General features: G+C 62.7%; 18 protein-coding genes and 1 pseudogene. 17 read left to right on the plus strand and 2 right to left on the minus strand.

Annotation, left to right across the window (positions count from 1 at the left end):
- Positions 1-95: 95 nt before the first annotated feature.
- The 6 genes from UP10_RS32615 to UP10_RS32640 all read left to right on the plus strand — a co-directional run bounded on the left by UP10_RS32615 (position 96) and on the right by UP10_RS32640 (position 7,395).
- On the plus strand, positions 96-878 hold the full coding sequence (locus UP10_RS32615) for a type II secretion system protein GspK (protein WP_197086955.1): 783 nt from the start codon (positions 96-98) through the stop codon (positions 876-878).
- Positions 878-1,945 (plus strand): PilN domain-containing protein, encoded by a 1,068-nt coding sequence (locus UP10_RS32620; protein ID WP_044591285.1) that lies wholly within the window; start codon positions 878-880, stop codon positions 1,943-1,945. The genes UP10_RS32615 and UP10_RS32620 overlap by 1 nt, the downstream gene beginning before the upstream one ends.
- Positions 1,942-2,496, plus strand: coding sequence for a type II secretion system protein GspM (gene gspM, locus UP10_RS32625; RefSeq protein WP_044591286.1), 555 nt, complete (start codon positions 1,942-1,944; stop codon positions 2,494-2,496). Before UP10_RS32620 ends, gspM begins: the two co-directional genes overlap by 4 nt.
- Positions 2,493-3,134, plus strand: a complete 642-nt coding sequence (locus UP10_RS32630; protein WP_044591393.1) for a hypothetical protein — start codon at positions 2,493-2,495, stop codon at positions 3,132-3,134. Before gspM ends, UP10_RS32630 begins: the two co-directional genes overlap by 4 nt.
- A gap of 341 nt (positions 3,135-3,475) precedes the next feature.
- The gene (locus tag UP10_RS32635) at positions 3,476-5,218 is read left to right on the plus strand and encodes a multicopper oxidase family protein (protein WP_044591287.1); all 1,743 of its coding nucleotides are present in this window, start codon (positions 3,476-3,478) and stop codon (positions 5,216-5,218) included.
- Positions 5,218-7,395 carry an alkaline phosphatase family protein gene (locus UP10_RS32640; RefSeq protein WP_044591288.1) on the plus strand — a complete coding sequence of 726 codons (2,178 nt, stop codon included), beginning with the start codon at positions 5,218-5,220 and terminating at the stop codon, positions 7,393-7,395. The genes UP10_RS32635 and UP10_RS32640 overlap by 1 nt, the downstream gene beginning before the upstream one ends.
- Before the next feature lie 51 nt (positions 7,396-7,446).
- Here UP10_RS32640 and UP10_RS32645 read toward each other — a convergent pair whose 3' ends face one another.
- Positions 7,447-7,938: a prepilin peptidase gene (locus UP10_RS32645; RefSeq protein ID WP_044591289.1), complete on the minus strand. Its 492-nt coding sequence runs from the start codon at positions 7,936-7,938 to the stop codon at positions 7,447-7,449.
- 333 nt (positions 7,939-8,271) lie between these two features.
- Between UP10_RS32645 and UP10_RS32650 the strand changes: the two genes are divergently transcribed.
- The 9 genes and pseudogenes from UP10_RS32650 (at position 8,272) to UP10_RS46410 (ending at position 17,694) form a co-directional block, all read left to right on the plus strand.
- Entirely contained in the window at positions 8,272-9,003 is a 732-nt protein-coding gene (locus UP10_RS32650) for an EfeM/EfeO family lipoprotein (protein ID WP_245322021.1), read from the plus strand.
- A complete protein-coding gene (locus tag UP10_RS32655; RefSeq protein WP_044591291.1) occupies positions 9,000-10,379 on the plus strand; it encodes a cytochrome c peroxidase in 1,380 nt (459 codons plus the stop codon). Before UP10_RS32650 ends, UP10_RS32655 begins: the two co-directional genes overlap by 4 nt.
- Before the next feature lie 219 nt (positions 10,380-10,598).
- On the plus strand, positions 10,599-12,644 hold the full coding sequence (locus UP10_RS32660) for an alkaline phosphatase family protein (protein WP_044591292.1): 2,046 nt from the start codon (positions 10,599-10,601) through the stop codon (positions 12,642-12,644).
- Positions 12,645-12,731: 87 nt separating this feature from the next.
- Positions 12,732-13,430, plus strand: a complete 699-nt coding sequence (locus UP10_RS32665) for a hypothetical protein (protein ID WP_050043896.1) — start codon at positions 12,732-12,734, stop codon at positions 13,428-13,430.
- A 645-nt stretch (positions 13,431-14,075) separates the two neighbouring features.
- Positions 14,076-15,725, plus strand: a complete 1,650-nt coding sequence (locus tag UP10_RS32670; protein WP_156180448.1) for a linalool dehydratase/isomerase domain-containing protein — start codon at positions 14,076-14,078, stop codon at positions 15,723-15,725.
- A 4-nt stretch (positions 15,726-15,729) separates the two neighbouring features.
- Positions 15,730-16,272, plus strand: a complete 543-nt coding sequence (locus UP10_RS32675) for an SCO family protein (RefSeq protein WP_044591293.1) — start codon at positions 15,730-15,732, stop codon at positions 16,270-16,272.
- Positions 16,268-16,391: pseudogene (locus tag UP10_RS46770) on the plus strand (lycopene cyclase family protein); the annotation flags it as partial. The gene UP10_RS32675 and the pseudogene UP10_RS46770, both read left to right, overlap by 5 nt.
- Positions 16,392-16,770: 379 nt before the next feature.
- Positions 16,771-17,496 (plus strand): acyltransferase family protein, encoded by a 726-nt coding sequence (locus tag UP10_RS32685; protein ID WP_044591295.1) that lies wholly within the window; start codon positions 16,771-16,773, stop codon positions 17,494-17,496.
- Positions 17,497-17,571: 75 nt separating this feature from the next.
- On the plus strand, positions 17,572-17,694 hold the full coding sequence (locus tag UP10_RS46410) for a hypothetical protein (protein WP_283807694.1): 123 nt from the start codon (positions 17,572-17,574) through the stop codon (positions 17,692-17,694).
- Positions 17,695-17,744: 50 nt separating this feature from the next.
- On the opposite strand, the gene UP10_RS32690 is transcribed toward UP10_RS46410, so the two are convergent.
- Positions 17,745-18,425 (minus strand): GntR family transcriptional regulator, encoded by a 681-nt coding sequence (locus tag UP10_RS32690; RefSeq protein ID WP_044591296.1) that lies wholly within the window; start codon positions 18,423-18,425, stop codon positions 17,745-17,747.
- A 107-nt stretch (positions 18,426-18,532) separates the two neighbouring features.
- Here UP10_RS32690 and UP10_RS32695 point away from each other — a divergent pair, with 107 nt between their 5' ends.
- Entirely contained in the window at positions 18,533-21,970 is a 3,438-nt protein-coding gene (locus tag UP10_RS32695; protein ID WP_044591297.1) for a molybdopterin-dependent oxidoreductase, read from the plus strand.
- A gap of 110 nt (positions 21,971-22,080) precedes the next feature.
- Entirely contained in the window at positions 22,081-23,475 is a 1,395-nt protein-coding gene (locus UP10_RS32700; RefSeq protein ID WP_245322023.1) for a short-chain fatty acid transporter, read from the plus strand.
- The last annotated feature ends 201 nt before the right edge of the window (positions 23,476-23,676 follow it).

Below are 23,676 nucleotides of genomic sequence, written 5' to 3' on the forward strand. Positions count from 1 at the left end.
GCGGCTTCGTGATTGTCGCGGTGCTCTGGCTTCTCATCGCGCTGGCGTCGCTTGCGATGATTTTTGGGCTCTATCTGTCGCAATCCGCGCGCGCGATGGCGATCAGCGACACCGCCTTGCAGAACGAAGCGTTGGTGTCGGCCAGCGTCGAGCTCACCGCCTATCAGCTAACCCTGGCCGGCAGCGATACCAGGCCGGCGCAGGGGACGTTTCATTTCCGGATGGACGACGCCAATGTCGATGTCACCTTCACGTCCGAGGCAGCCCGGATCGATCTGAATTTCGCGTCGAAGGACGTGCTCGCAGCCCTCTTCGCGGGACTTGGGGCCAGCAAGGATGTGGCCAATGAGGTTGCGGAGCGTGTCGTCGGCTGGCGCAGCCGGCCCACGCCGGACAGCACCGATGAAGAGGGGGCGCGCTACGCGGCATTGGGCTATTCGCCGCGCCAGTCATTGTTCACGCATGTCAATGAGCTGGCGCTGGTCGCCGGCCTTTCGCCTGTTCTGGTCGATCGCGTTTTGCCGTTTGTGACCGTCTTCAATGGGTCGTCGGATATCGATGCCACCATCGCGGCACCGGAAGTGGTCGCGGCCTTCGCAAAGAACTCTCAAGCGAACATGGATCCGTTCGGCGGAGGGATCGCCTCGCCGGGCGGCTCGCTCGCTGCGGCCGATCCGTCCGCTCCCCCAAAAAGCGCTGCACCGGCAGCAAAGAGCCCGTGCTACCGCGTCGCGGCGACGATCGATTTTGCCAGTGGCCGCCGCTCCACTTCCGAAGTCGTGATCGCGCTCGGCGACAGACGCGAGCCTTACCGCCTGCTGTCGTGGCAGGACGACATCGAGCCGGCCGAGGCGCGGCCCGTGCGCCGGAGGTCCTGATGGCGCTGATCTCGGACGCAAAGCAGTTCTTAGCCGGGTGGATCGACGCGGTAAGCCGCGCCGTCGACACCGTGGCCGGCCGTTTCATGCGCGCGCAGCAGATACGACTTGTCGAAGCGGATGACGGCGCGCTCACGGCGAGTCTGATCGCCGCGAAGGGCGGAACTGGCCTGTCCGATGTTTCCTTCCGCCTCGACAGCGGCAAGCCGCAGCCGTCGCTGTCGGCGGAGTGGAACGCGGCGCTCCGGGGAGGCCGCATAGAAGTGCTGTTGCAGCCAGCTCACGTCATGACGCATCCGCTCGATTTCCCGAGCAAGGCTGCCGATTTCCTCGACGGCATGATCCGGGCGCAGGTCGATCGCCTGACGCCATGGTCCGTCGATGATGCCGTGTTCGGCTGGAGTTCGCCGGTATCAGTTGCGAACGACCGGATCGATGTGATCATTGCGGCGACCTCGAAGCTGAAAATCGCTCCCGTGATCGCGTTCGCCGAGAAGGTCGACGCCGCGTCAGTTGCGATCCTGGCGCCGGCCGATGCCTCCGCGCCGATCAAGCTGATCGACAAGCCGCTGCGCAGCGTGGTTGGGGCCGCGGTCAACGTGCCTCGCCTGCTGCGCGCGATCCTGTTGTCGACCGCACTCGCCGCAGCCGCGTCGCTGCTGACTGGTGCCTATTTCGGTGGCTCGCTGCAATCGGAACTCGGCGATTTGCAGCAGCGCATCTCGCAGCGACGCGCCTCGCTGCGGCTCGGTGCCAACGGCTCCGTCTCAGGGCTCGGCCTGCTCGCCAAGCGCAAGCAGACCACGCCATCCAGCGTCATGGTGCTGGAGGCGATCTCGAAGGCGCTGCCCGACTCTACTTACATCACCGAACTTCGCATCGAAGGCGACAAGGTCCAGGTCGCCGGGATGACCCAGGATGCGCCGTCGCTGGTTCGATTGATGGAACAGTCGCCGCAGTTCACCCGCGTCACCTTCTTTGCGCCGACCACGCATGCAACCAACGAGCCCGGCGAGCGCTTCCACATCGAAGCTCATCTCACCGCCTATTTCGGATCCGGCACATGAGCATCCTGTCCGCGCCAGCAAGGCTCGTCACGTCCTCGCCGATCTTGGCGGGGGCGGCTTATGCCGGTCTCGTCATCGTTTTGCTCGTTACCGTGGTGACGTCGATCGCCGACCTCATCGAGCGGCGCGGCGAGGTTACGGCATCGGCAAGCATGCTCGAACAGCTCGACGGCCACGGCGCGGCTGCCACCGCGCCCGGCGAGGCGATGCCGCCAGGTTCTGCCTATCTGGAGGGCGCGACCGTCACGGTCGCTGGCGCGACGCTGTTGCAGCGGGTGGCGAGCGCGGTGACGAAGTACGGCGGCAATGTGCTTTCCACACAGCTTGACGTGCAGAGCCCGTCGAGCAAGCCCGGATTCCTCAGCATGATCGCGAGCTGCGAGGTCGAGCAGGTTCAGTTGCAGCAGTTGCTCTACGATATCGAGGCTGGAATGCCGTTCTTGTTCATCGACCAGTTGGTGGTCCAGAGCGCGACCTCCGCGTCCGGCGCGCAGCCCGGCAAATTGCGGGTTCTGCTCGGCGTATCAGGGCAATGGCGAGGCGCCAAATGATACGCTACGTTGCAATCGCTTCCGTGGCGCTTGTGCTATCGCTTCACGCGGCAGCGGCAGCGACCGCTGCGATCACGAGCGACGCACTCGACGCCGGGATCGCTGAGGAGACGCGGTTGGGCGGACCGCTCACGCCGTGGTCGAGCGCACCGGTGACATCCGTCCGCGTTGTCACGCCGCCGCCGGAGCCGGAACGTCCGTTGAGCGCCAACCCGCTGTGGGCGATTCCGCTCACGCGATTACCGGGCACGCGTGATCGTCCGGTGTTCTCGCCGTCGCGTCGGCCGCCTCCAGTGGTCACCTCGGAGCCGGCGCCTGCGCCGCCACCCCCGCCGCCCCCGAGTAAGGCAGTCCAGCCGCCGCCATTGTCGCTGGTCGGAACCATCGCGAGCGACGAAGAGAGCTTTGGCATTTTTCTCGATCAGTCGACCAAGCAGCCGCTTCGATTGAAGCTCGGCGACGACTATCAGGGATGGAAGCTGCGCACGATCGGAGGCCGCGAGGTCATAATGGAGATGGATCGGCAGGCGGCGACACTGACATTGCCGCCCCCCGGTGGACGAGCGAGCGATCAGGTGGTGCTGACACCCGTCAATGCCGACGGCTCGACGCCGCAGGCCGAGTTGAGGCGACATTGAGCCTTCGAACTGCGTGGATCACAGCTAGTCCTCGCTGAGGGGCGCGAGATACTCGCCAGCTGCGTTGAGAAAAGTTCCGTGCCGATATGTCGCGATCCACTGTCATTTGGTTGTTAGAAACCTGCCAGAATACCGCAACAACGCGCATGTAGCGTTGGCCTCGTCAGACAAAAACACTTGTCAACGGCCGCAGTCGCAAGAATTCGGGTTGGAGCCGTGGTTGGCGTCAGCGCGGTCTCGCACGGCTGACGGCAGCGCATTGGCGGGACGGCGTGCTTCGACGTTATTCGACCATCTCTTGTGTCATCGTCGCCGCATGCCTTGGGCTTGCAGCGAGTGCCATGACCGCTTGGCTTGGCGCAACCGGCTTGCCGGAGCTGCAACGCACGCCGCAGGACGTTTGCACCCGACCCCAGCCTGGAAGCGCTGTCGTGGAACCGGCGGAATTGCGCAGCCATGACGGCGTGCTCGAAACCGATCTCAGTGTCCACGACGAGAAGTTGCCGGATGGGACGGTCCGCTACTGCTACTTGACGTCGGACGGCAAACCATCGCCGACCCTGCGCCTGAAGCCAGGCGAGCAATTGGTCATCCATTTCAAGAACGACCTCGTTGACCTCGATACCGCGACGCCTGCGATCGACCGCGCGCTCGCCGGCGCGCCGATCTGCACGACAAAAGTGAAGGATGATCCCTGCGACAGCGGCGCGATGACGCCGGTTTCAACCAATCTGCACTTCCACGGACTGAACGTGCCGCCAGTCTGCCACCAGGATGACGTGCTGAAGACCTCGATCCAGCCCGACGACAAGCCGTTCGAATATCGCCTGCGTGTTCCCGACGATGCGCCGCCCGGCCTCTATTGGTATCACCCGCACCTTCATGGCTTCAGCAAGACCCAAGTGCTCGGCGGTGCCTCCGGCGCGCTGATCATCGAGGGCATCGAGCGCGCCGATCCGTCGCTCGCCGGCTTGCCCGAGCGCGTGCTTGTGATTCGCGACCAGGATCTCGTCAATCCCGACGCGTCGCCATCGAAATTCGAGCCCGTGATGACGAAGAGCCAGCTCGACAATGACGGTGACGTCGCCAATTCCGGCACCGGCTTCGGCAAGCCGTCGAAAGACCTGTCGATCAATTTCGTGCCGGTGCCGTATCCGAACTATCCGCCGGCGACGCTGTCGATGAAGCCGGGCGAGCGGCAGCTCTGGCGGGTGCTGAACGCCTCCGCGATCACGTATCTCGATTTGGCCTTGCTGGTCGGCCGCGCGCCGCAACCGATCGGCGTCGTCGGCATCGATGGCGTGCCGTTACGGTTCCAGGGCAGCCCGTCTCCGCCGGTGCAATGGGTCAAGCATATCGGCCTGCCGCCCGGCTCTCGCGCCGAATTCATCGTCGAGGGCCCGCCGGCCGGAGTGCCGGCACTGCTGGTGACGCGTGCCGTCGACACCGGGCCTGCCGGCGAGAACGATCCGAACCGTGCGCTGATGGCGATCACGAGCGCAGCCGATGCCGGCGAGCCCCAGGCTGCGCTGTCCACGCGTGCCGAGCCGTTGCCGCCTCCGGAGAGGCCGTGGGTTGGCGACGTTGCACCGGTGCGCGTCAGGAAACTGTTCTTTTCCGAGCAACCGGAAAATCCCGACGACCCGAACAGTCCGACCAAATTCTTCATGACCATCGACGGAAACTCGCCAAAGCCGTTCGATCCGCAATCGGATGTGCCGGACATTGTGGTGAAGCAGGGCGATGTCGAGGATTGGATCATCGAGAACCGCTCGATGGAGCTGCATGATTTTCACATCCATCAGCTTCACTTCGAGTTGCTCGACTGGTCCGGCATCGCGGTCAACGAGCCGTTCCTGCGCGATACCGTCAACGTTCCCTACTACAACGGCCGAATGCTGAAATATCCCAGCGTGCGTCTGCGCATGGATTTTCGCGATCCCGGCATCGTCGGCACCTTCGTCTACCACTGTCACGTCCTCGAACATGAGGACGGCGGCATGATGGGGCGGATCACGGTAGTGCCAGGGAATACTGCGACTTCGACTACGCCGCCTAACCAGAAGACCAAAGGAGAGCTTTGATGCACAACAGGCACAAATCACGTTGGCTGCACGGTTGCCGCCTTACCCTCAGCGCGCTGGCGCTGGGTCAATTCATCACCGGTCCCGCCCTCGCGCAGGAGTGGGGACATCACGGCGGGGAGGAGACCAGAACGCCGATCAAGCACGTGATCGTCATCATCGGCGAGAACCGCAGCTTCGATCACGTGTTTGCCACCTACGTGCCTGAGCGGCCGGGCGAGAGCGTGATGAATCTGCTCTCGCAGGGCATCGTCAAGCTCGATCACGAAAAGAACGCCGTCCCAGGTCCGAATTTCGAGAAGGCTCATCAGCTCTCGGCCACCGATACCGGTTCAAACGATGCGTTCCTGCTGAGCCCGCCGAAGCAAAGCTTCCCCAAGGATCAGTTGCCGGCGCCGCTGGTCGGCGGCCCCAAGGTCTCCTACATCCCGAACCAATGCGGCAGTTCGCCGATCACGACCTGTGAGGCGTCTCTCGCGCTGGCGCAGCAGTCCGAATCCGGGCTGCCCGCCGATTACTACCAGTATCTTTTGAGCGGCGGCACCGGTCAGTCGTCGAAGACCCCCGACCAGCGCATCAGCAATGTCAGTGCGCTGCCGGCCGGCCCGTTCCAGCTCACCAACGGCGACGTCATGCCCTATGACGCCTATGCGGCAAGCCCGGTGCATCGCTTCTATCAGATGTGGCAGCAGCTGAACTGCAACACCTCGGCCGCGAGCCGCGACAATCCGTCGGGCTGCAACGGCAATTTGTTCGCGTGGGTCGAAGTGACCGTCGGCGCCGGTACCAACGGCGCGGCGCAGCCTTCCAATTTCTCGACCGAATATTCGCCGACCGCGACGACCACGGGCGAGGGGTCGACCGCACTTGGCTTCTACAATGTGCAGAAGGGCGACGTGCCTTACTTCACGAGCCTGGTGAAGCAATATGCGATGAGCGACAATTTCCACCAGTCCGTCAACGGCGGCACGGGAGCCAACCACATCATGTTCGGCCATGCAGACATGATCTATTTCAGCGACCACTACGGCAACGCGATTGCGCCGCCGAATGGTGTGCAGGTGTTCGGCGGCACACCCGATGCCGGCATCGTCCATACGATTGAGAACCCGAATCCGGCGATGGGCACCAACAACTGGTACACCGAGGACGGTTACGGCGCCGGCGGCAATGGCGGCTTTCCGCCGCCCTTTTCCACGAACCCGGTCTCCGGCGGCGGCTCCTACAGCGACTGCTCGGATACGAACCAGCCCGGCGTCAAGCCGATCGTCAATTATCTGAAGACGCTGCGGATCAATCCCAACTGCGAACCGGGCCACTACTATCTGTTGAACAACTACAACCCGGGGTATTTCGGCAACGGGAAGAATGCCTACACCGATACCAACCCGTCCAACACGCCGTTCACGATCCCGCCGTCGACCCGCAAGAGCATCGGCGACAGCCTGAACGAGAAGAGCATCTCGTGGAAGTACTACGGTGACCAGTGGAACAACTACGTCAACGATCCGTACCAGCTCAACTGGGGCGTAGCTGGTCCCACCGCTGACGAATACTGCAACATCTGCAATCCGTTCCAGTACGACACGTCAATCATGTCGCATCCGGAGCAGGTCGCTGCCCATATCAAGGACTCGGTCGACCTGTACACGGACATCTCCAAGCACAGCCTGCCGGCCGTCTCGATCGTCAAGCCGAGCGGCTTCACCGACGGTCACCCGTCGTCCTCCAAGCTCAATCTGTTTGAGGGCTTCGCAAAGAAGATCGTCGACCAGGTCGAGGCCTCTGATTATGCCAAGGATACCGCGATCTTCGTCACCTTCGATGAAGGTGGGGGCTACTTCGACTCGGGCTATGTGCAGCCACTCGACTATTTCGGCGACGGCACCCGTATCCCGCTGATCGTGGTCTCTCCTTATGCCAGGCAGGGCCATATCTCGCATGAATATGCTGATCACGTCTCGATCATCAAATTCATCGAGCGGAACTGGCGTCTGCAGCCGATCACCAACCGCAGCCGTGACAATTACCCGAACCCATTTGCCGCGCCGAACAATCCATACGTTCCGGTAAATAGCCCGGCGCTCAGCGACCTGTTCGACTTCTTCGACTTCGATGACGGTGGCCATGGTGGCCATCACGGTCATGACGGCGACGGCGGTGGCTGGGATCACTGACAACCTTCATTGGTGACATGACGAGTCCGCCGGCCAAGAGTCGGCGGACTTTTAGTTGAAGCCAAACCATTGCTGTGCGGCTACGGCCGACAGCAGGCCAAGGGCGAGGAATGGACCGAACGGCAGCGAGGTCTGCCGCGTCAGGTTTTGTCCGGCCAGTTGCGCGCCGCCGATCGCGATCAGCGCCGAGAGCGCGGCGATCAGGATCAGCACGGGAATGCCTGTGAGGCCGACCCACGGCGTGGCTGCCGCGAGAAATTTGACGTCGCCGAGCCCGAGTCCTTGAATCTTCCTTACAGCGAAATAGAGCTGACGAAATAGCCAAAAAATAGCTCCGACAACGATCGCCTCTGCGGCGGTCTCGACGCCAGCCATGGCGCCGCCTGCGATGACGGTCTTGGCCAGACCAAGGGCGCCGACCGCCAGGTTGAGTGCATCCGGAATAATGCCACGGCGAAGATCGATCAGCGCAAGGCTGCCGCACAGCAGGGACAGCGCTGCGAAGAATGCTGCGAACAGAAGCGGTGCGGCGTCGGCCGTCATATCGTTCTCTGAAGAAGGTGGAGCCCGGCGCCGATCAACCATATCTGGCGTCACCCGAGAGTATGAACTTTTCTTGAAGAAATTATTTTGTCGTCAATGCGCGTGCGGGTTTCTCCTGATGGCGCTTGAGAAGATTGCTCGGCAGAAAAATGTTGTTATTTCCGGAGAAGTCCCGAAGCAAAGCGATACCGTCACAAAACGGCATAACACGCCGACAATATTGCTGCGACCGTTGGACGCAGCGTCGCGAACGACGCTGCACTCCGCGTCCTGGGGGTATCGATGAAGAAGAGAGTGGTGCGGTGCCTTGTAGCGGTGGCCATTGCGAGTGGGATGGGTCGGGCAAGCGCCACTCCGCTTGATGATGCGGCCGAGCGCTATCGCCCGTACATGATCGCGGGAATCGGGTCGGCGCTGGCTGGCATCAAGGACTTGCGAGAGCATGTCTCCGCAAAGGATCTGACAGGAGCAAAGAAGGCCTGGCTCGCGGCCCGCGCCGGCTGGGAGCGTTCGGAGGTCTTCACCGCCGGCTTTGTTCCTGAACTCGATAGGCTGATTGATGCCTGGCCCAATGCCGACAGCGGATTTCACGCCATCGAGGCAAAATTGTTCGGCGCCGGCCGGACCGATGTCGAGGGCGATACCGACATGCTGATCAAGCATCTCGGCGAGCTCCACCGCAAACTGCCCACCATACCGTTGACGCCGCAAGGTCTGCTCGACGGGATCGCACGACTTGCCTACGAGGTGGGTGAGAGCAAGGCGGATGGCGGTGAATCCCGAATCAGCGGGACCTCGCTTGGCGACATGCGCAACAATGTCGTGGGCATCGACTTTGCCTATCGGACCATCTTTGCCGATGCCCTCAAGGTAACAGATGCGAGGCTTGCGAAGCAGGTGACGGAGCGCATCGAGCAGCTCAAGACCATCGTCGCGGCTCCTGATCTGCCGCACGTCGATGTTCGCGCGCTGCGACGCGCCAGCGAAGAGCTGGTGGTCGCGCTGCAGGCCGCGTCGGTCAAGCTGGGGTTGGAGCGGCCGACACTGGAGGCTCAATCGCGATGAGCTTCTATCGTTTTTGCATCGCCGCAGCCGCATTCGGCCTCGTGGTTGTTTCCTCGCATGGACGGGTCGCCAAGGCCTTTCCGGTCGACGGCGACCAGACGGCCTTGCCTGTCAGCACCGAGCTGAACGAGGACGCGATTGATCGGCCACGCGAGGTGTTTCGCTCTGATATCTCGGGTAGCAAATCGTATCTGGTCAATCTTGGCAATCTGGCGTTCAGCTCGCCTTCGATCCTTGGTGGCGTCGCGCAGCAAGCGAACATGAGTTGCGGCACCTGCCACGTCAACGGTGCCGGCAACGCCAAATTCTTCATGCCCAGGATGTCGACGCGCCCGGGCAATTTCGACACGACCGGGCCGCTGTTCAATCCGAAGGCGGACAATGGCGTTTTGGACCCCGTGCGAATCCCGAGCCTGCGCGGCGCACGCTATCTGGCGCCTTACGGCGCCGACGGCCGCATGGCCTCGCTGCACGACTTCGTTCGCAACGTTATCGTCAACGAGTTTGCTGGACCCGAGCCGTCGCCGGTGATTGTCGACGCCATTGTGGCCTATCTCCAGGATGTCGATTTCCTGCCCAATCCGAGCCTTGGTCCGGGCGGGAGGCTGATCGGCAAGATCAGCGATGCGGAGCGGCGCGGCGAAGCGCTGTTCGCAAAGCCGTTCCCGCACGATCCCGGCATGAGCTGCGCCGGATGCCATGTTCCGTCGGGCGCCTTCGTCGATCACAGGCAGCATGACGTGGGATCGGGCGGTCTATTCAAGACGCCGACGCTGCGCAACGCCGATTTCAATGCGCCATACTTTCATGACGGTCGCTTCGATAGCTACGATCAGGTAGTGGCGCATTTTGATTCGGTGTTCGCACTTGGTCTGACGGCGCAGGACCGGAAGGATCTGGTGGCTTACCTCACCGCCGTTGGAGATGGCACGCAGCCTTATGAACATGAAGGCGCTGCCGCTTCGCTGAAGGAGATCAACGACTTTGCAACCGTGCTGGGGACCGCCATTCCCGCCGGCGACAAGGATGTTGTTGGATTGGCCGTCGAGACCATCGGTGGCGAGTTGCGTGAGCTGACGGAGCAATATCCCGATCGAAAGAACACCAGCGTCTCGGGTGGCGGCGAGGAGCGGGTGAACGCACGCGGGGCGCTCAAGGAGGTTGTCTTGCTGCTGCGGCGGATCGAGATCGCGGTCGGCGATGGGCGAACCGCGGAAGCCGCCGCCGACTACAGGAACTATCGCTATCTCATGGCTGCCGCCGTGCCTTCGCTGCTGGCTGGCGCCGAGCAATGGTCGCTCTTCAATCCCGCCGTGCATGACCAGCACTACATGGCCCTTCGTCAAGTCCTGCAATCAAGGCGCGTGGCTCGCTAACGCGCATCGAACAGGCGCGCCGCTTTCCGTCGTGCCGGCACATCGCCGGCGACCGAAGGCGCGCGCGTGATCGTCGACTGTTTCGGCAGACGAGAGCATCGAGAAAAAACCGGAAATCATCGTGCGCGTCGTGCGTCGTTTCATCGCAGCGATATGCCTGCGTCATGTTGATGCACTAGTTACCGGCGGCGCTAACAACAACAACCGTTTGGAGTCGATATGCCCTTCAATTCGAGAGATCGCTGGCGAACCACCACCGCGATCTGCATTGCTTCCACGATCGTCGTGACCACAGCTGCTTACGCCGCGAATTTTGGCGGCCACAGCGATTGGGACAAGCGCTCGCATGCGCACCATCACGACGCTGATAACGCCGAGCGCGGTGAACACAACAAGGACCACGATCCGGCCAGCAACGTGAAGACGGCGTCGCCGATCAAGCACGTCATCGTCCTGATCGGTGAGAATCGCGGCCTCGATCATACGTTCGGTGTCTACAAGCCGAAGGGCCGGGGTGAGACCATCTCGAACCTGCTGTCGAAGGGCATCGTCAACGAGGACGGCTCGCCCGGTCCGAACTTCGCCAAGGCGCAGCAGTTCTCGGCTGCGGGCCAGCCGTCCTACTATGTCGGTGCTCCGGCGATCGCGAAGACACCTTACAACCCGGCCAACCTGATGCCGCAGCCCAACACCAACGGCACTCCGCAGGCACAGAGCGACACCGGCGCCCCGTTCAAGACGATCGCGGAAGCTGGCGTCGAGAAGGACATGGACAAGGGCGACCTCGACATCCTGACGACCGGCGCCTCCGGTCTGCCGCAGGGAGTTCTCGATAGCCGTGTTCCGGGCGCCGGCAGCCTCGCCGGACCGTTCCTGCTGCAGGGGGCCAACATCAGCGATGACGACTACACCGGTGACACGACCCACCGCTTCTACCAGGACTGGCAACAGGAGGATTGCAGCGCGGCGACCGCCTCGAAGAGCAACAACTCGGGCTGCCTGAACGATCTGTTCCCCCACGTCATGGCGACCTACTCGGCGAGCAACAAGAGCCAGGGCAATGAGATGGGCTTCTACAACGTCGAGCAGGGTCAGGCTCCGGTCCTGAAGACGTTGGCTGACCGCTTTACCCTGGGCGACAATTTCCATCAGTCGTTCCATGGCGGCACCGGCGCCAACCACTTCCTGCTCGGTACTGGCGATGCGGGCTTCTGGAGCGACGGCAAGGGCAACCCGGTCACGCCACCGGCGAGCCTGATCGCCAATCCGAACCCGGTCGCCGGCAGCGTCAACAGATATACGGTTGACGGAAATTTCAGCAATTGCGGCGACTTCAGCCAGCCGGGCGTCAAGCCGATCGTCAGCTACCTCGAGGCGCTGCCCTACGCGGCGGAACCGAACTGCAAGCCGAACCACTACTACATGCTCAACAACACCAACCCGGGCTTCCTGCCCAACGGCGCGCTCTCGGGTGGCAGCAACCTCCCGCCATCGTCGGTCAGGACGATCGGCGACGCCTTGATCGAGAAGAAGGTTTCGTGGACCTACTACGGTGGCGCGTATAACGACGCCGTTGCGCTCTCGAACGAGGCGGTGGCCGCAAATGCGGCCAACCCGAACCTGAGCGCCGCGGCTCTTGCTGATCCGGCTCACGCGCTCGGCGTGGCCTACTGCCAGATCTGCAACCCGTTCCAATACGCGACCTCGATCATGGCCGACCCGACGGTACGGACGGCGCATGTCAAGGACACCGCCGATCTGATCACGGCGATCGAGAAAAACGAGCTGCCTTCGGTGGCGTTCGGCAAGCCGGATGGCTTGCTTGACGGTCATCCGCAGAGCTCGAAGGTCGATCTGTTCGAAGCCTATGTCACCAACGTCCTCAGCGCCCTTGAAGCCAATCCGAAGCTGAAGGCGGAGACGGCTGTGTTCATCACCTGGGACGAGGCCGGCGGTTACTGGGATTCGGGCTACATCCAGTCGATCGATTTCTTCGGTGACGGACCGCGCTTGCCGATCCTGATCCTGTCGCCCTATTCGACCGGCGGCAAGATCTACCATAACTACGGTGACCACGCCTCGCTGCTGAAGTTCATCGAGCGCAACTGGGACCTCAAGCCGCTCACGAACCGCAGCCGCGACAACCTGCCGAACCCGACATACGCAAGGGGCAACCAGTATGTGCCGACCAACAGCCCGGCGCTCGCTGACATGTTCGACGCGTTCGACTTCGAAAAGCGTTCGGATATCTCCTACCTCGAGTAATCGGGACCTCGCGTGATCCCGCAAAATGGCGCCGATCGGACCCTGCGGTCCGGTCGGCGTCGACTTTCCTTGGTTGAGATACTGGAAATGATCGAGAGCGTGGTCTTGGCTCGCCTGTATCAGGTGGTGCGGTTCGGTGTTGTGGCGTTCGGCGTGGCCATTCTGGGCGGCCCGGGTGCGGCAGGTGCGCAGCAATTCTCCGCCGACATCGTCGTGCAGCGTGATGCCGCGACAACGCCGGCGGGACGGCTGCGCGTTCTCGACGGCAAGATCAGGATAGAAACGCCGGAATTTGCCGATGGCTTCTTTCTGGTCGACGCGGCAAAACCGTCGGCCTATTTCGTGCGGCCCGGCGCACGGGTCTATATGGATGCCCGGCAGTCGAGCCAACTTACCCGGTTGTTGGTTCCTGTCGATCCGGACGAGCCGTGCCGGCGCTGGCAGGCGATGGCGCATCTCGCCGGACTGGCAGATAACGGTGATTGGCGCTGCGAGCGGGCAGGCGAGGAGATGATCCTGGGCCGCCGTGCGGCCGTCTTTCGCGCCGTCTCCGGAACTGGATCGGCGTTTTTCGGCTGGATCGATCGAGAACGAAGGATCCCGCTGCGGATCAAGCGTGAGGACGGGACGGTCATTGCGGTCGAGAATATCAAGGACGGACCGCAGTCCGCATCGTCGTTCGAACTGCCGGCGGGTTTCCGGAAATTCAGCCCGGAGGCGCTGATCGAACAGATCAAGCAGAGCGACGTCTGGGTTGCCGACCAGAAGGACAAGCCGCAACGCTAACTCGACTGGTGCGCGGTCGGTAGCCATACTTCCGCGTTCTCGCGACATCGATTGTCCGAGTCTTGCATTTCGTTTGCCCTCTTCTTGAGTAGGGCGCAGGGAAAGCCGGGTGCCGATCGCACCCATGGGCCCGGTGCAACAAAAAGCACCGGGGTAGGACCACAGGTGTAACCGGGAACAACCCGGCTTTCCCTGCGCGATGGGTTACGGCTTATACGTGCTCCCCGGCGAGACCAGACTTGCTTGTCACCGCCGTCCGCCAGAAGCGTTAGCCTCTTGCGGACAGGACACCTGCCACGAGGGCGTCAGGCCTGCACGACTTCACCGTCAGCCTTAGCCACGCTCGTCAGTCGCGACATCGGCGTCCACCGCATCCCACCGCAACACTCGCGACGATCGCGAAGCGCCCCTCAAGCGGGTAAGACGAGGACATCTATACACTGATTTTCAATGTCGATAAACCGAAATGGTTCTGATGCGCGCGCTTGACAGGTTTTTGCCGAGTTGCCCGTCGGGGTCGTTGTGTCGCACCGTCGCGTGGGGGCCGCCAGTCAAGTCGCGTTCCGGCTTCATGGCCGTCCGCGGCCCCGACGGAACACAATGTGGAATTTGACGCTGTACGGGCCATCGGGGATACCGCTAGAAATGAGGACCGACGCGCCGCGCCGCGATGACGGCCAAGCGAAAACGTCGCAAGCGACGGTCAGGAAGGACGAATCGATGAACAATCCCGGCGAACCACGCCGAACCGGCGGCTCGCCCCATCCCGCGGCAGGCCTTGACCGCCTTCAGATCGGCCATCTCAGGCATTTCGCGAATCTGTCCCGTCAACCGCCGAACCAATGGGACCTGATGAAGGGCAAGGGGTACGGGCAGGAAGACTTTGGCGGTTACCGATTCCAGCTGGCTTACATGGCTTATGCGCTCGCTCTCACGCACCGGCACAGACTGCCTGCCGCACCGGGTGTGTTCAAGCCGATCTTCGAGCGGTTGATCGGCAAGATGCTGCTTCCCGAAGTGTGGATGTATTGGCGCGACGTCAGCCGGGGCGGCAGCATCTTCAACGCGCATCTCAGCTCCTTGTATGTCGAGCAGTGGGACCCCGTCATCCGGGACAACATCATGTACAGTGCGTACCTGCAGTCGATGGCGCTGATGTACCACTATCTGTTCGACGACGACCGCTATGCGCAGCCTGGCGCGCTCACACTCCGGTTCTGGTCCTATTTCTGGGGCGGCGAGGAGAAGCGTTTCGTCTATGATGAGAAGTCACTCAACGCGCATCTCTACTGGCAGATGGTTGAGAGCGGATATCTGGGCGTCGCCTGCGAACCGAACTGCACGTTCCAGATCTGCAATCAGCCGGCGATCCTCGGCTTCCGGCTCCACGACCTCGTCTACGGCGGATCGATCGCCACCGATGTTGTCAGCGGGTACGAACAGGCATGGAAGGATTTCGGGAGGATCGGAGACAACGGCCACTACAACATCATGCTCGCCCAGGACACCAAGGTGGTGCGGCCGAATAACGGCAAGGCCGTGTGGGTCGACGCATGGTGCGGAGCGCTGATGAATATGTGGAACCGCGATTTCGTGCACGCGCACTACGCCGGCCAGGCGAAGGATTTCCTCAAGCCCGGGTCGGACGGAGAATTCTCTGTCATCACCGGCGAGCGCCCCCTCGTCATGGGACAGACCATCGTCAGCGACAGTTGCGATTTCGGCTGGATGGCGGCATGGGCGTCCGAGATGGGCGACGACACGACGCTGCGCGGCCTGCTCAAACACGCCGATCGGCACATGTCGCCGCGCTGGAGCGATGGCGGTTTGCACTATCCGCGCAACGACGCCGCGACCGACGCGGACGGAAACGCCACCATGATCGAACCGATGTCCGGCAACGTGCTGGTGGGATACGCAAGGCTGAACATTCCCGATGGCTTGTGGCGATTCTATAACGAACCGTGGGACGCGTCGCGCTTCGCCGAGCCAGCGCTAACGCGCGTGTCTGACGATCTCGATGTGTCGAAGGCATGGTTCGACGCGGTTTCCAACCGGCTGGAATTTTCCCTGGACGGACGAGGCGTTGCGTCCGACGGTGAGGTGGTGCTCGGCAATTTGCGATCGCGCGGCCGCTGGAGCCTGCATCGGGACGGCATGGAGATTGCGCGCGGAGAGTCGGACTTGCCCGGTAAGGCGAACGGCGACGTCGATTTGCAACAGTGCAAAGACGGTCTCTTGCTCAGGCATCCCGGTTCGGGTCCCGGGGCCTATGTCATGACGTTTGAAGAGTGATTGCATGCAAGCCCCGCCTTCCTCTGAACCGCCGACGGTTCGCGGTACATTCCAGTTGACGGACCATAACGGCCGCGATGTCGACGCCGGGAGCTTCCGCGGCAGCTTTGTGCTGGTTTTCTTCGGCTTCACACATTGCCGAGTCGTATGCCCGCGGGCACTGACGAAGCTCTCAGCCGCGCTGGACGCGCTCGGCGAAATCCCTGTCCGGCTCGCGGCATTGTACATCACGGTCGATCCGGATCGCGACAATCCGCAGGTGATGCGTGACTACCTGCGGGCCTATCCGTCAATTCTCGGATTGACGGGGTCGCGGGCACAGATCGACGATGCCAAGCGCAATTTCCGCGTCTTCGCCAGGCGCGGCGCCCCGTCTCCTGATGACGGCGGCTACGACGTGCCGCACACCGCGATTACCTATCTTCTGGATCCCGAAGGCCTCGTCGTCGCGCATTTCAACGACGGGATCGAGGTGAGCGACTTGATCGAGCGTGTCGGCAGCCATCTCAAGAATTATACGCCAGTGGAAGTGACCCGACGCGATTGAACACGAATACGACACGATCATCATCGGCGGAGGTTTCGCTGGAGTTCCGCTGGCCGCGCGCCTGAGCGAAGACCCGGCGGATCGCGTTCTGCTGCTCGAGGCCGGGCAAGATCTGCGCACCGCGACCACGCCGGACCACATCCGCATCCCGAACCTGATGGGCGCGATCGGCGATGACGAGTTCCGCTGGCCGAAGCTCCCGGCGCGCCGCCGTCGGCTTCGAGCCGAGGCGCATTAACCTCCACAAGTTGATGTTCTTGACGACACAAGCTTGAAGTTGGAGGGCGGCGCAGACGCGACAACGAAGAGCGCCCATAGGCGCAATCGGGCAGAGACATCCGGTTTGTCGCGCCAGTACGAAGACCGTCCGAGCGCACCATGAGACTGGCGCGATCTGGGACAAGGTCATCGGGATTTGAACACCATCGATACTGACGTTTGACGATGCCGTTACGATTGGACGAGAGATTAACTAGCCGAGCATGCTGAATTCAACAGATGTCGCAACTCGAGGCACAAACGCCGGTTGATGTGCGCGCCAAGCGGAAGGGCGCCGTCAGGCCAATGACCGCCGCGGATGTGCCCGCGGTCGCTCGGCTATTCCTCCAGATCTTCAGGGAGACCGACAAGCCGGCGGGGCCGGCAGTCCTCGCGACGATGGCGTGGCTTGCCGCAGAGCCGCCGGGTATGGCGACCGTGCTCGCCAACATGACGATGGCGCCGACGCTGTTCGGCCAACCCTGGCTCTCGCCGATCCACTGGACGTTGTTCATCGAGCTGGTCTTCTACGTTCTCGTCGCACTGCTGTTCTCGGTCGACAAGTTGCGACATGTCGGCGTGCTGTCCGCGCTTAGCCTGGCCCTGATTGCCGCGACGGTGCTCCCAGTTCAGCTTCGAATGCATGGCGTGGCGAACCTGCCGGTCCAGTATCTGGGGATGCATCTGTCGTCGTTGTTCCTGGGTCTGCTGCTGCGCCTGTGGCTTGTCGAGTGGGTCCAGAGCGCGCGCATATCCGTGTTGGTCCTTGCCATCGCGCAGTTTGCTGCGGTGCTATCGATCTCGGACTTCTCCCTGGCGCGCGGTGACAACTTCATCATGGAAGGACGCTTGCCGATCCTGGCCGCTTACGTGCTCGCCTTTGTGGTCTTCCTTGCGGCCGTCAGGTTCGGCCGTCCACGTTCCCTGATGCTCGCGCGGATCGGGATGATCAGCTACTCGATGTAACTGTTCCACTGGTGCGTCAACGTCACCGTCTACCGCTTCCTGCCCTTCACCGGGCAGATCAGCGACGTTGCCACGATGCTGGTCTGCATCGCGCTGACCTTGATCGTGTCCTTGCTGGTCTATCGGATGGTCGAACGCCCGATGATCATGCTCGGCCGTACGATCGTGCTTTGGCGTGGACTACGGACGCGTCCCTGAAGCGAATCCGCGCTGGTTGCGATTCCCCGCAGGGTCCATCTGCTGCTTCATCAACTGCGCGCCTGCCGCAGCAACGGCTCGCGGGCATTTTCCTTCGAGCGCAGCAATGCGTCGGCGAAGATCGGCTCCCAGGAGCGGATGTGACTCCTGAGCAGGGTGGCCAGTGCCTCGGCCTCGCCGGCAAGCGCGAGGTCGATGAGCCTGTAGTGCTCGGGGACCGACGCCTGTTGCCGCTCCCGCCCGGCGCGCGAGCTGATGCCGTAGAGCCGCATCTTGTCGCGCAGGTTCATCACCATATCGGTGAGCAGTTCATTGCCGGCGGCCGCGATGAACGCGCGATGATAGTTGCGGTCGGCTTCCAGATAGAGCTGCACGTCGTCGGTCCCGACCGCCCTCGCGATCTCGTCGGCCCAGCCGCGCACATCTGGAAGATCCTGCGGGGGATTTGCGGCGACAAGCCTTGCCGCATGCAGCTCCAGCACCTCGCGCATATCGAACAGGTTGTGCAGCTCGGTCAGCGATGGTTCGACGACCTTGAAGCCGCGGTTGCGCATCGGCTCGACCAGGCCGCCGCGGCTCAATTCCAGCAGCGCCTCCCGTACCGGCGTGCTCGAGACGCCCAGGCTCGCCGCCAGACTCGGGACTGAATACATCGTGCCAGGAAGACTCTGCCCGGAAATGATCTCGGCGCGCACGCGCTGCAGCACCTGCTCTCGTAAATTCTGGTCCATGGGTGGCCGCGACCGCCTCTCGTTGGGAACTCCGATTCGTCCTAGCCTATTACTTGGCCTTGACGAAATCAGTAGCGTGTGACGTAAATGTGTAACGCATTACTAAAATGCGTCACTATTCGCGAGATTGTGAGGCTGCTGAGGTGAAACAACGGCTGCCCGGCTATTGCACGCTTTGTCGCTCGCGCTGCGGGGCAGTCAGCGTCGTTGAGGACGGGCGTCTCGTTGGTGTGGAGGTATTGAATAACCATCCGACCGGCGGTGCACTCTGTGCGAAGGGACGTGCGGCGCCGGAAATCGTGGCCAGCCCGCGTCGCCTGACCGTGCCGTTGAAGCGCACCCGCCCGAGGGACGCGGCCGACCCGGGCTGGGTCGAAGTGTCCTGGGACGAGGCGCTGACTGAAATCGCCCAAAAGCTCGCCGCGATCCGGACCGAGAGCGGCGCCGAGGCGGTTGCCTTCGGCGTCACCACCCCAAGCGGCACGCCGATGGTGGATAGTTTTGAGTGGGTCGAGCGGTTCATCCGCGGCTTCGGCAGTCCCAATCTCATCTATGCGGTCGAGATCTGCGGTTGGCACAAGGACTATGCGCACGCATTGACGTTCGGTCGCGGCATCGGCTTTCCCGACTACGACAATGCGGACGCGATCGTGCTGTGGGGCCACAATCCGGCACGGACCTGGCTGGCGCAGGCCACGCGGATAGCCGACGCGCGCCGGCGCGGCGCAAAGGTCGTGGTCGTCGATCCCAAACCGAACGGGTCGGGCCAGCAGGCGGATCTTTGGCTGCGCATCCGCCCCGGCGCCGACGGTGCGCTTGCGCTGGGCGCGATCCGTCACCTCATCGCAACAGACAACTATGATGCGGATTTCGTCAACGCATGGACCAACGGCCCTCTGCTGGTCGACCGCGCGACCGGACGTTTCCTGCGCGCCGACGAAGTGTGGCCGGACGGCGAGGCCGGCGTTTTCGTCCGCCTCGATGCGTCGGGCTCGACTGTGCCATGCGACACCCGTTACGCGCCGGAATCCGGCGGCCAACTTCGCGGAGCGTTGTCGATCCGCGCGCGCGCCGGCCGGCTGATCTCAGCAGTCACTGCGTTCGAACTGCTGGCCGAGCGGGTCGCCGATTACACGCCTGCGCGTGTGGCTGATCTGACCTGGCTTCGCGTCGACGACATCGAAGCTTTCAATGCCCTGTTCGCCGATCGGCCGCGGCTCGCCTACCATTCCTGGACCGGCGTCGGTCAGCATACCAACGCGACCGCGATCGAGCGCGCGATCGCTTCGCTTTATGCGCTGACGGGCGCCTGCGATCGACCCGGCGGAAATCGCTGGCCGGTCCCGCCGCCGACCCGGACGCTCAACGACTACAACATCTTACCGCGGGAACAGCAGGCCAAGGCGCTCGGCATTGCCGAACTACCGCTTGGCCCGCCGGCAAAGGGATGGATCACGGCGCGGGACTTCAGCAAAGCGGTGCTCGAGGGTGAACCCTATCGGGTGCGCGCGCTGGTCGCCTTCGGCACCAATTTCGTCGTCTCGCAGGGCCATTCCGAACGCAACCGCGAGGCGCTGAACGCGCTCGAGTTCCAGGTTCATATCGACATGTTCATGAACCCGACCGCGGAAAGCGCTGACTTCGTGCTGCCGGCCAGCATGCCGTGGGAACGCGATGCCCTCAAGATTGGCTTCGAGATCACGCAGGCAGCGGTTGAAACCGTGCAGTTTCGCCCGCGCGTGGTCGAGCCGATCGGCGCGGTGAAGGCTGACTACGAGATCGCGGCGTCACTTGGGCTGAAGCTCGGGATGGACGATTTGTTCTTCGGCGGCGATATCGAGGCCGGGTGGAATTACCAGTTAGCTCCGCTGGGTGTCAGTGTCGACGATTTGCGCGACCATCCCGAAGGACGCCGCTTCCCGCAGTCCTTCCGCAACGAGAAATACGCTGTCCTGCGCGACGACGAAACCGTTGCCGGTTTCGTAACACCGACGCGGCGTGTCGAACTCTATTCAGAACTGATGCTGAGCCACGGCTATGATCCTTTGCCCGATCACGCCGAGACCGCGGAGAGCCCGCTGGCAGGAGGCACAGACGAGCGCTTCCCGCTCGTGCTGAGCACCGCCAAGAGCGGATGGTTCGTTCATTCCTCCTATCGGCATGTCGCCTCGCTGCGGCGGAAGTCTCCCGATCCCGCAGTCGAAATCAGTCCGCTGCTCGCTGAGCAACGTGGACTTGTCGAAGGTGATTGGGCCGTGGTGGAGACGCGCGGCGGCGCCGTCCGTTTGAAGGTACGGCTCAATACGGCGCTCGACGCGCGGGTCGTCGTTGCCGAATTCGGCTGGTGGGAAGACTGTCCGCCGCTTGGCCGGGATGGCTCCGCGGCCTCCGGTCATCGCAGCCGCAACATCAACGCGGTGCTACACGACGACACGCGTGACCCCGTCAGCGGCTCGGTTCCGCTGCGCGCAATCGTCTGCGACATCAGGCGCGATGCGGTGGCAAGCCGCGGTGTCTGGAGCGGCCAGCGGCGGTTCGTGATCAGCGAGCGACGCGCCGAGGCCGACAATGTCATAGCCTTCGACCTGCTGCCGCATGATGGCGGTCCGCTGCCCGACTTCCTGCCGGGGCAGCATGTCATGACGTTGCAGCCTGGCGCTCCGGAAGGGCGGGCCTATTCGCTGACGGGATCAGGCGATACGCCAAATGTCCTTTCGATCGCGGTGAAGGGACGATTCTCCGGTGAATCGCGGGGCGGCGACGCGCCGTTCTTCATGCCGGATCGTCTGCATGGTCTCGCCGTCGGGGACGAGGTCGTGCTGGAGCCCCCGGGCGGCATCTTCACGCCGCCATTGAAGGGCGCGCGGCCCTTGATCTTCATCGCGGCCGGCATCGGCATTACGCCGTTCATGAGCCATCTCGAGACGCTGCAGCATGTCGAGCCGCAGAATCGCGTTTCCGAGATTCTGCTGCTGCATGGCTGCCGCAGCAGCCGGGAGCATCCCTTTGCGCAACGGTTGGCGGAGCTGGAAGCCAGCACACCGGAGCTGAAGCGCGTGACGTTCTACTCAGCACCGCTCCCGCACGACGCGATCAGTCCGGGTTTGTTGCGCAAAGGCCGTCTCGATCCCGAACTGATGCGGCCGCTGTCGACGCGCCGACCGCTGGTCTACATCTGCGGCTCGCCGGACTTCGTCGCGGCCCAGATCGCGTGCGTGACGGCGCTCGGCATACCGCGCTTCGATATCTTCGCCGAGAGCTTTGTGTCGCCGCCGTCGGTGCCGAGCGACCTTGCGCCGCGCACCATCCGGCTTGCCAACAGTGAGCAAAGCTTTTCGTGGGGACCGGAGCAGGGGACGCTGCTCGATGCGGCTAATGCGGCCGGCGTCGCTCTGCCAAGCGGCTGCCGCGTCGGCCAGTGCGAGAGCTGCGCCGTGCAGGTCGTCGCTGGGGAGTTCACCCATCTCAGTCCTGTCGACGGCAGCGAGGGGCAATGCCTCGCCTGCCAGGCCGTGCCGCTGACCGACCTCACGCTGGCGCTGTGACCACCAACTCGGGACTTAGGGCTGTAACCGCATCACCGGAAGGGGAAATTATGACGAATGCAACGCACGATCAGACTGTGGGCCTGCGAAAACGGGGGCCAGACAACATCATGGCGCGATTTTCGCAAGCCCTGGTGGCTTTTGCGGAGCGTTGGTTTCCGGATGCTTATGTCTTCGTGCTGATCGCGGTCATCGCCGTCGCCGTTGGTGCGATCCTGCATGGCGGTTCGCCGCTCGCCGTCAGCCGTGCGTTCGGCGACGGGTTCTGGAACCTGATTCCGTTCACCATGCAGATGGCGCTGGTTGCGATCGGCGGCTATGTCGTTGCGCTGTCGCCGCCGGTGGCCGCATTGCTGTCGCGGTTGGCGAGTGTGCCGAAGACCGGGCGCGGCGCGGTGGTCTTCGTCGGTATGCTCAGCATCGCCCTGTCGCTGTTGAACTGGGGCCTGAGCCTGATCTTTTCGGGTCTGCTGGTGCGCGAGATCGCGCGACGCTCGGACATCCGGCTCGACTATCGGGCCGCCGGCGCTGCCGGTTATCTCGGATTAGGCTGTGGCTTCACGCTCGGCATCACCTCTTCGGCAGCACAGCTCCAGGCCAATGCCGGCAGCATTCCAGCGTCGCTTCTGCCGATCACCGGCGTCATCGGTTTCTCGGAGACGATATTGACCTGGCAGAACATGGTCACCGTCGCGATGGTGACTGTGGTTTCGGCCGTCATCTGCTATTTCACGACGCCGGCACCTGAGCAGGCAAAGACGGCGGAGGATCTCGGCGTCGCTCTCGGGGATGATCGCATCGAGCCCAAAAAGCCATCGCGCCCGGGCGACTGGCTGGAATTCAGTCCACTCCTGACGATCCTGATCGCACTGCTGGCCTGCGGCTGGCTGTGGCAGACGTTTCAGTCCGGCAATCCGCTGATCACCCTGTCGGGCCTCAACACGTATAATTTCGTCTTCCTCATTCTCGGCATCATCCTGCACTGGCGCCCGCGCAGCCTGGTCGAGTCCTTCTCCAAGGCGATGCCAAGTGTCTCCGGCGTGCTGCTGCAATTTCCGTTTTATGCAGGTATTGCCCAGATCCTGACCAAGGTCCCGAACAGCAACGGCACGACGCTATCAGATACGATCGCCCATTGGTTCGTCGGCGCCTCGAGCAATTCGACCGTCTTTTCGTTCCTGGTCGGGATCTATTCGGCGCTGCTCGGATTCTTCGTACCCTCCGCCGGTGGAAAATGGGTGATCGAGGCGCCCTACATCATGAAGGCCGCCAACGATGTCGGTGCGCATCTGGGTTGGACGGTCATGGTCTACAACATCGCCGAGACCTTGCCGAACTTCATCAACCCGTTCTGGATGCTGCCGCTGCTCGGTATCCTCGGGTTGAAATCGAAGGACCTGATCGGCTACACGTCGGTGCAGTTCTTTATCCACTTCCCGATCGTGATGCTGCTGGCAGCCATTCTGATGGCCACCTTCACCTATCATCCGCCGATCGTGCCCTGAGCCACCCAAGACCGGACGCTAAGACCGGACGCCAATACTCCTTGGTGTCCGGGGCGCGGCAAGCCGTCAGATATTACCTCAGTTCGGCACGCAGAACGCTCATCGGAATCCTCCGCCATGGAATGGACGCATATCTCACGATCAGATACATCCGCTTGAACGGCCGGATCGTTCGGCAAGACCGTGAATGCCCGAAATTGG

The sequence above is a fragment of the Bradyrhizobium sp. LTSPM299 genome (genome assembly GCF_000938235.1).
Lineage (GTDB): Bacteria > Pseudomonadota > Alphaproteobacteria > Rhizobiales > Xanthobacteraceae > Bradyrhizobium.

Bases quoted from the DNA above. Each gene is read 5' to 3' on its own strand.
- UP10_RS32615 (WP_197086955.1), top strand. From the start codon at position 96: ATGGCGATCAGCGACACCGCCTTGCAGAACGAAGCGTTGGTGTCGGCC.
- UP10_RS32620 (WP_044591285.1), top strand. From the start codon at position 878: ATGGCGCTGATCTCGGACGCAAAGCAGTTCTTAGCCGGGTGGATCGAC.
- gspM (WP_044591286.1), top strand. From the start codon at position 1,942: ATGAGCATCCTGTCCGCGCCAGCAAGGCTCGTCACGTCCTCGCCGATC.
- UP10_RS32630 (WP_044591393.1), top strand. From the start codon at position 2,493: ATGATACGCTACGTTGCAATCGCTTCCGTGGCGCTTGTGCTATCGCTT.
- UP10_RS32635 (WP_044591287.1), top strand. From the start codon at position 3,476: ATGACCGCTTGGCTTGGCGCAACCGGCTTGCCGGAGCTGCAACGCACG.
- UP10_RS32640 (WP_044591288.1), top strand. From the start codon at position 5,218: ATGCACAACAGGCACAAATCACGTTGGCTGCACGGTTGCCGCCTTACC.
- UP10_RS32645 (WP_044591289.1), bottom strand. From the start codon at position 7,938: ATGACGGCCGACGCCGCACCGCTTCTGTTCGCAGCATTCTTCGCAGCG.
- UP10_RS32650 (WP_245322021.1), top strand. From the start codon at position 8,272: ATGGGTCGGGCAAGCGCCACTCCGCTTGATGATGCGGCCGAGCGCTAT.
- UP10_RS32655 (WP_044591291.1), top strand. From the start codon at position 9,000: ATGAGCTTCTATCGTTTTTGCATCGCCGCAGCCGCATTCGGCCTCGTG.
- UP10_RS32660 (WP_044591292.1), top strand. From the start codon at position 10,599: ATGCCCTTCAATTCGAGAGATCGCTGGCGAACCACCACCGCGATCTGC.
- UP10_RS32665 (WP_050043896.1), top strand. From the start codon at position 12,732: ATGATCGAGAGCGTGGTCTTGGCTCGCCTGTATCAGGTGGTGCGGTTC.
- UP10_RS32670 (WP_156180448.1), top strand. From the start codon at position 14,076: ATGAGGACCGACGCGCCGCGCCGCGATGACGGCCAAGCGAAAACGTCG.
- UP10_RS32675 (WP_044591293.1), top strand. From the start codon at position 15,730: ATGCAAGCCCCGCCTTCCTCTGAACCGCCGACGGTTCGCGGTACATTC.
- UP10_RS32685 (WP_044591295.1), top strand. From the start codon at position 16,771: ATGTCGCAACTCGAGGCACAAACGCCGGTTGATGTGCGCGCCAAGCGG.
- UP10_RS46410 (WP_283807694.1), top strand. From the start codon at position 17,572: ATGCTGGTCTGCATCGCGCTGACCTTGATCGTGTCCTTGCTGGTCTAT.
- UP10_RS32690 (WP_044591296.1), bottom strand. From the start codon at position 18,425: ATGGACCAGAATTTACGAGAGCAGGTGCTGCAGCGCGTGCGCGCCGAG.
- UP10_RS32695 (WP_044591297.1), top strand. From the start codon at position 18,533: ATGCGTCACTATTCGCGAGATTGTGAGGCTGCTGAGGTGAAACAACGG.
- UP10_RS32700 (WP_245322023.1), top strand. From the start codon at position 22,081: ATGGCGCGATTTTCGCAAGCCCTGGTGGCTTTTGCGGAGCGTTGGTTT.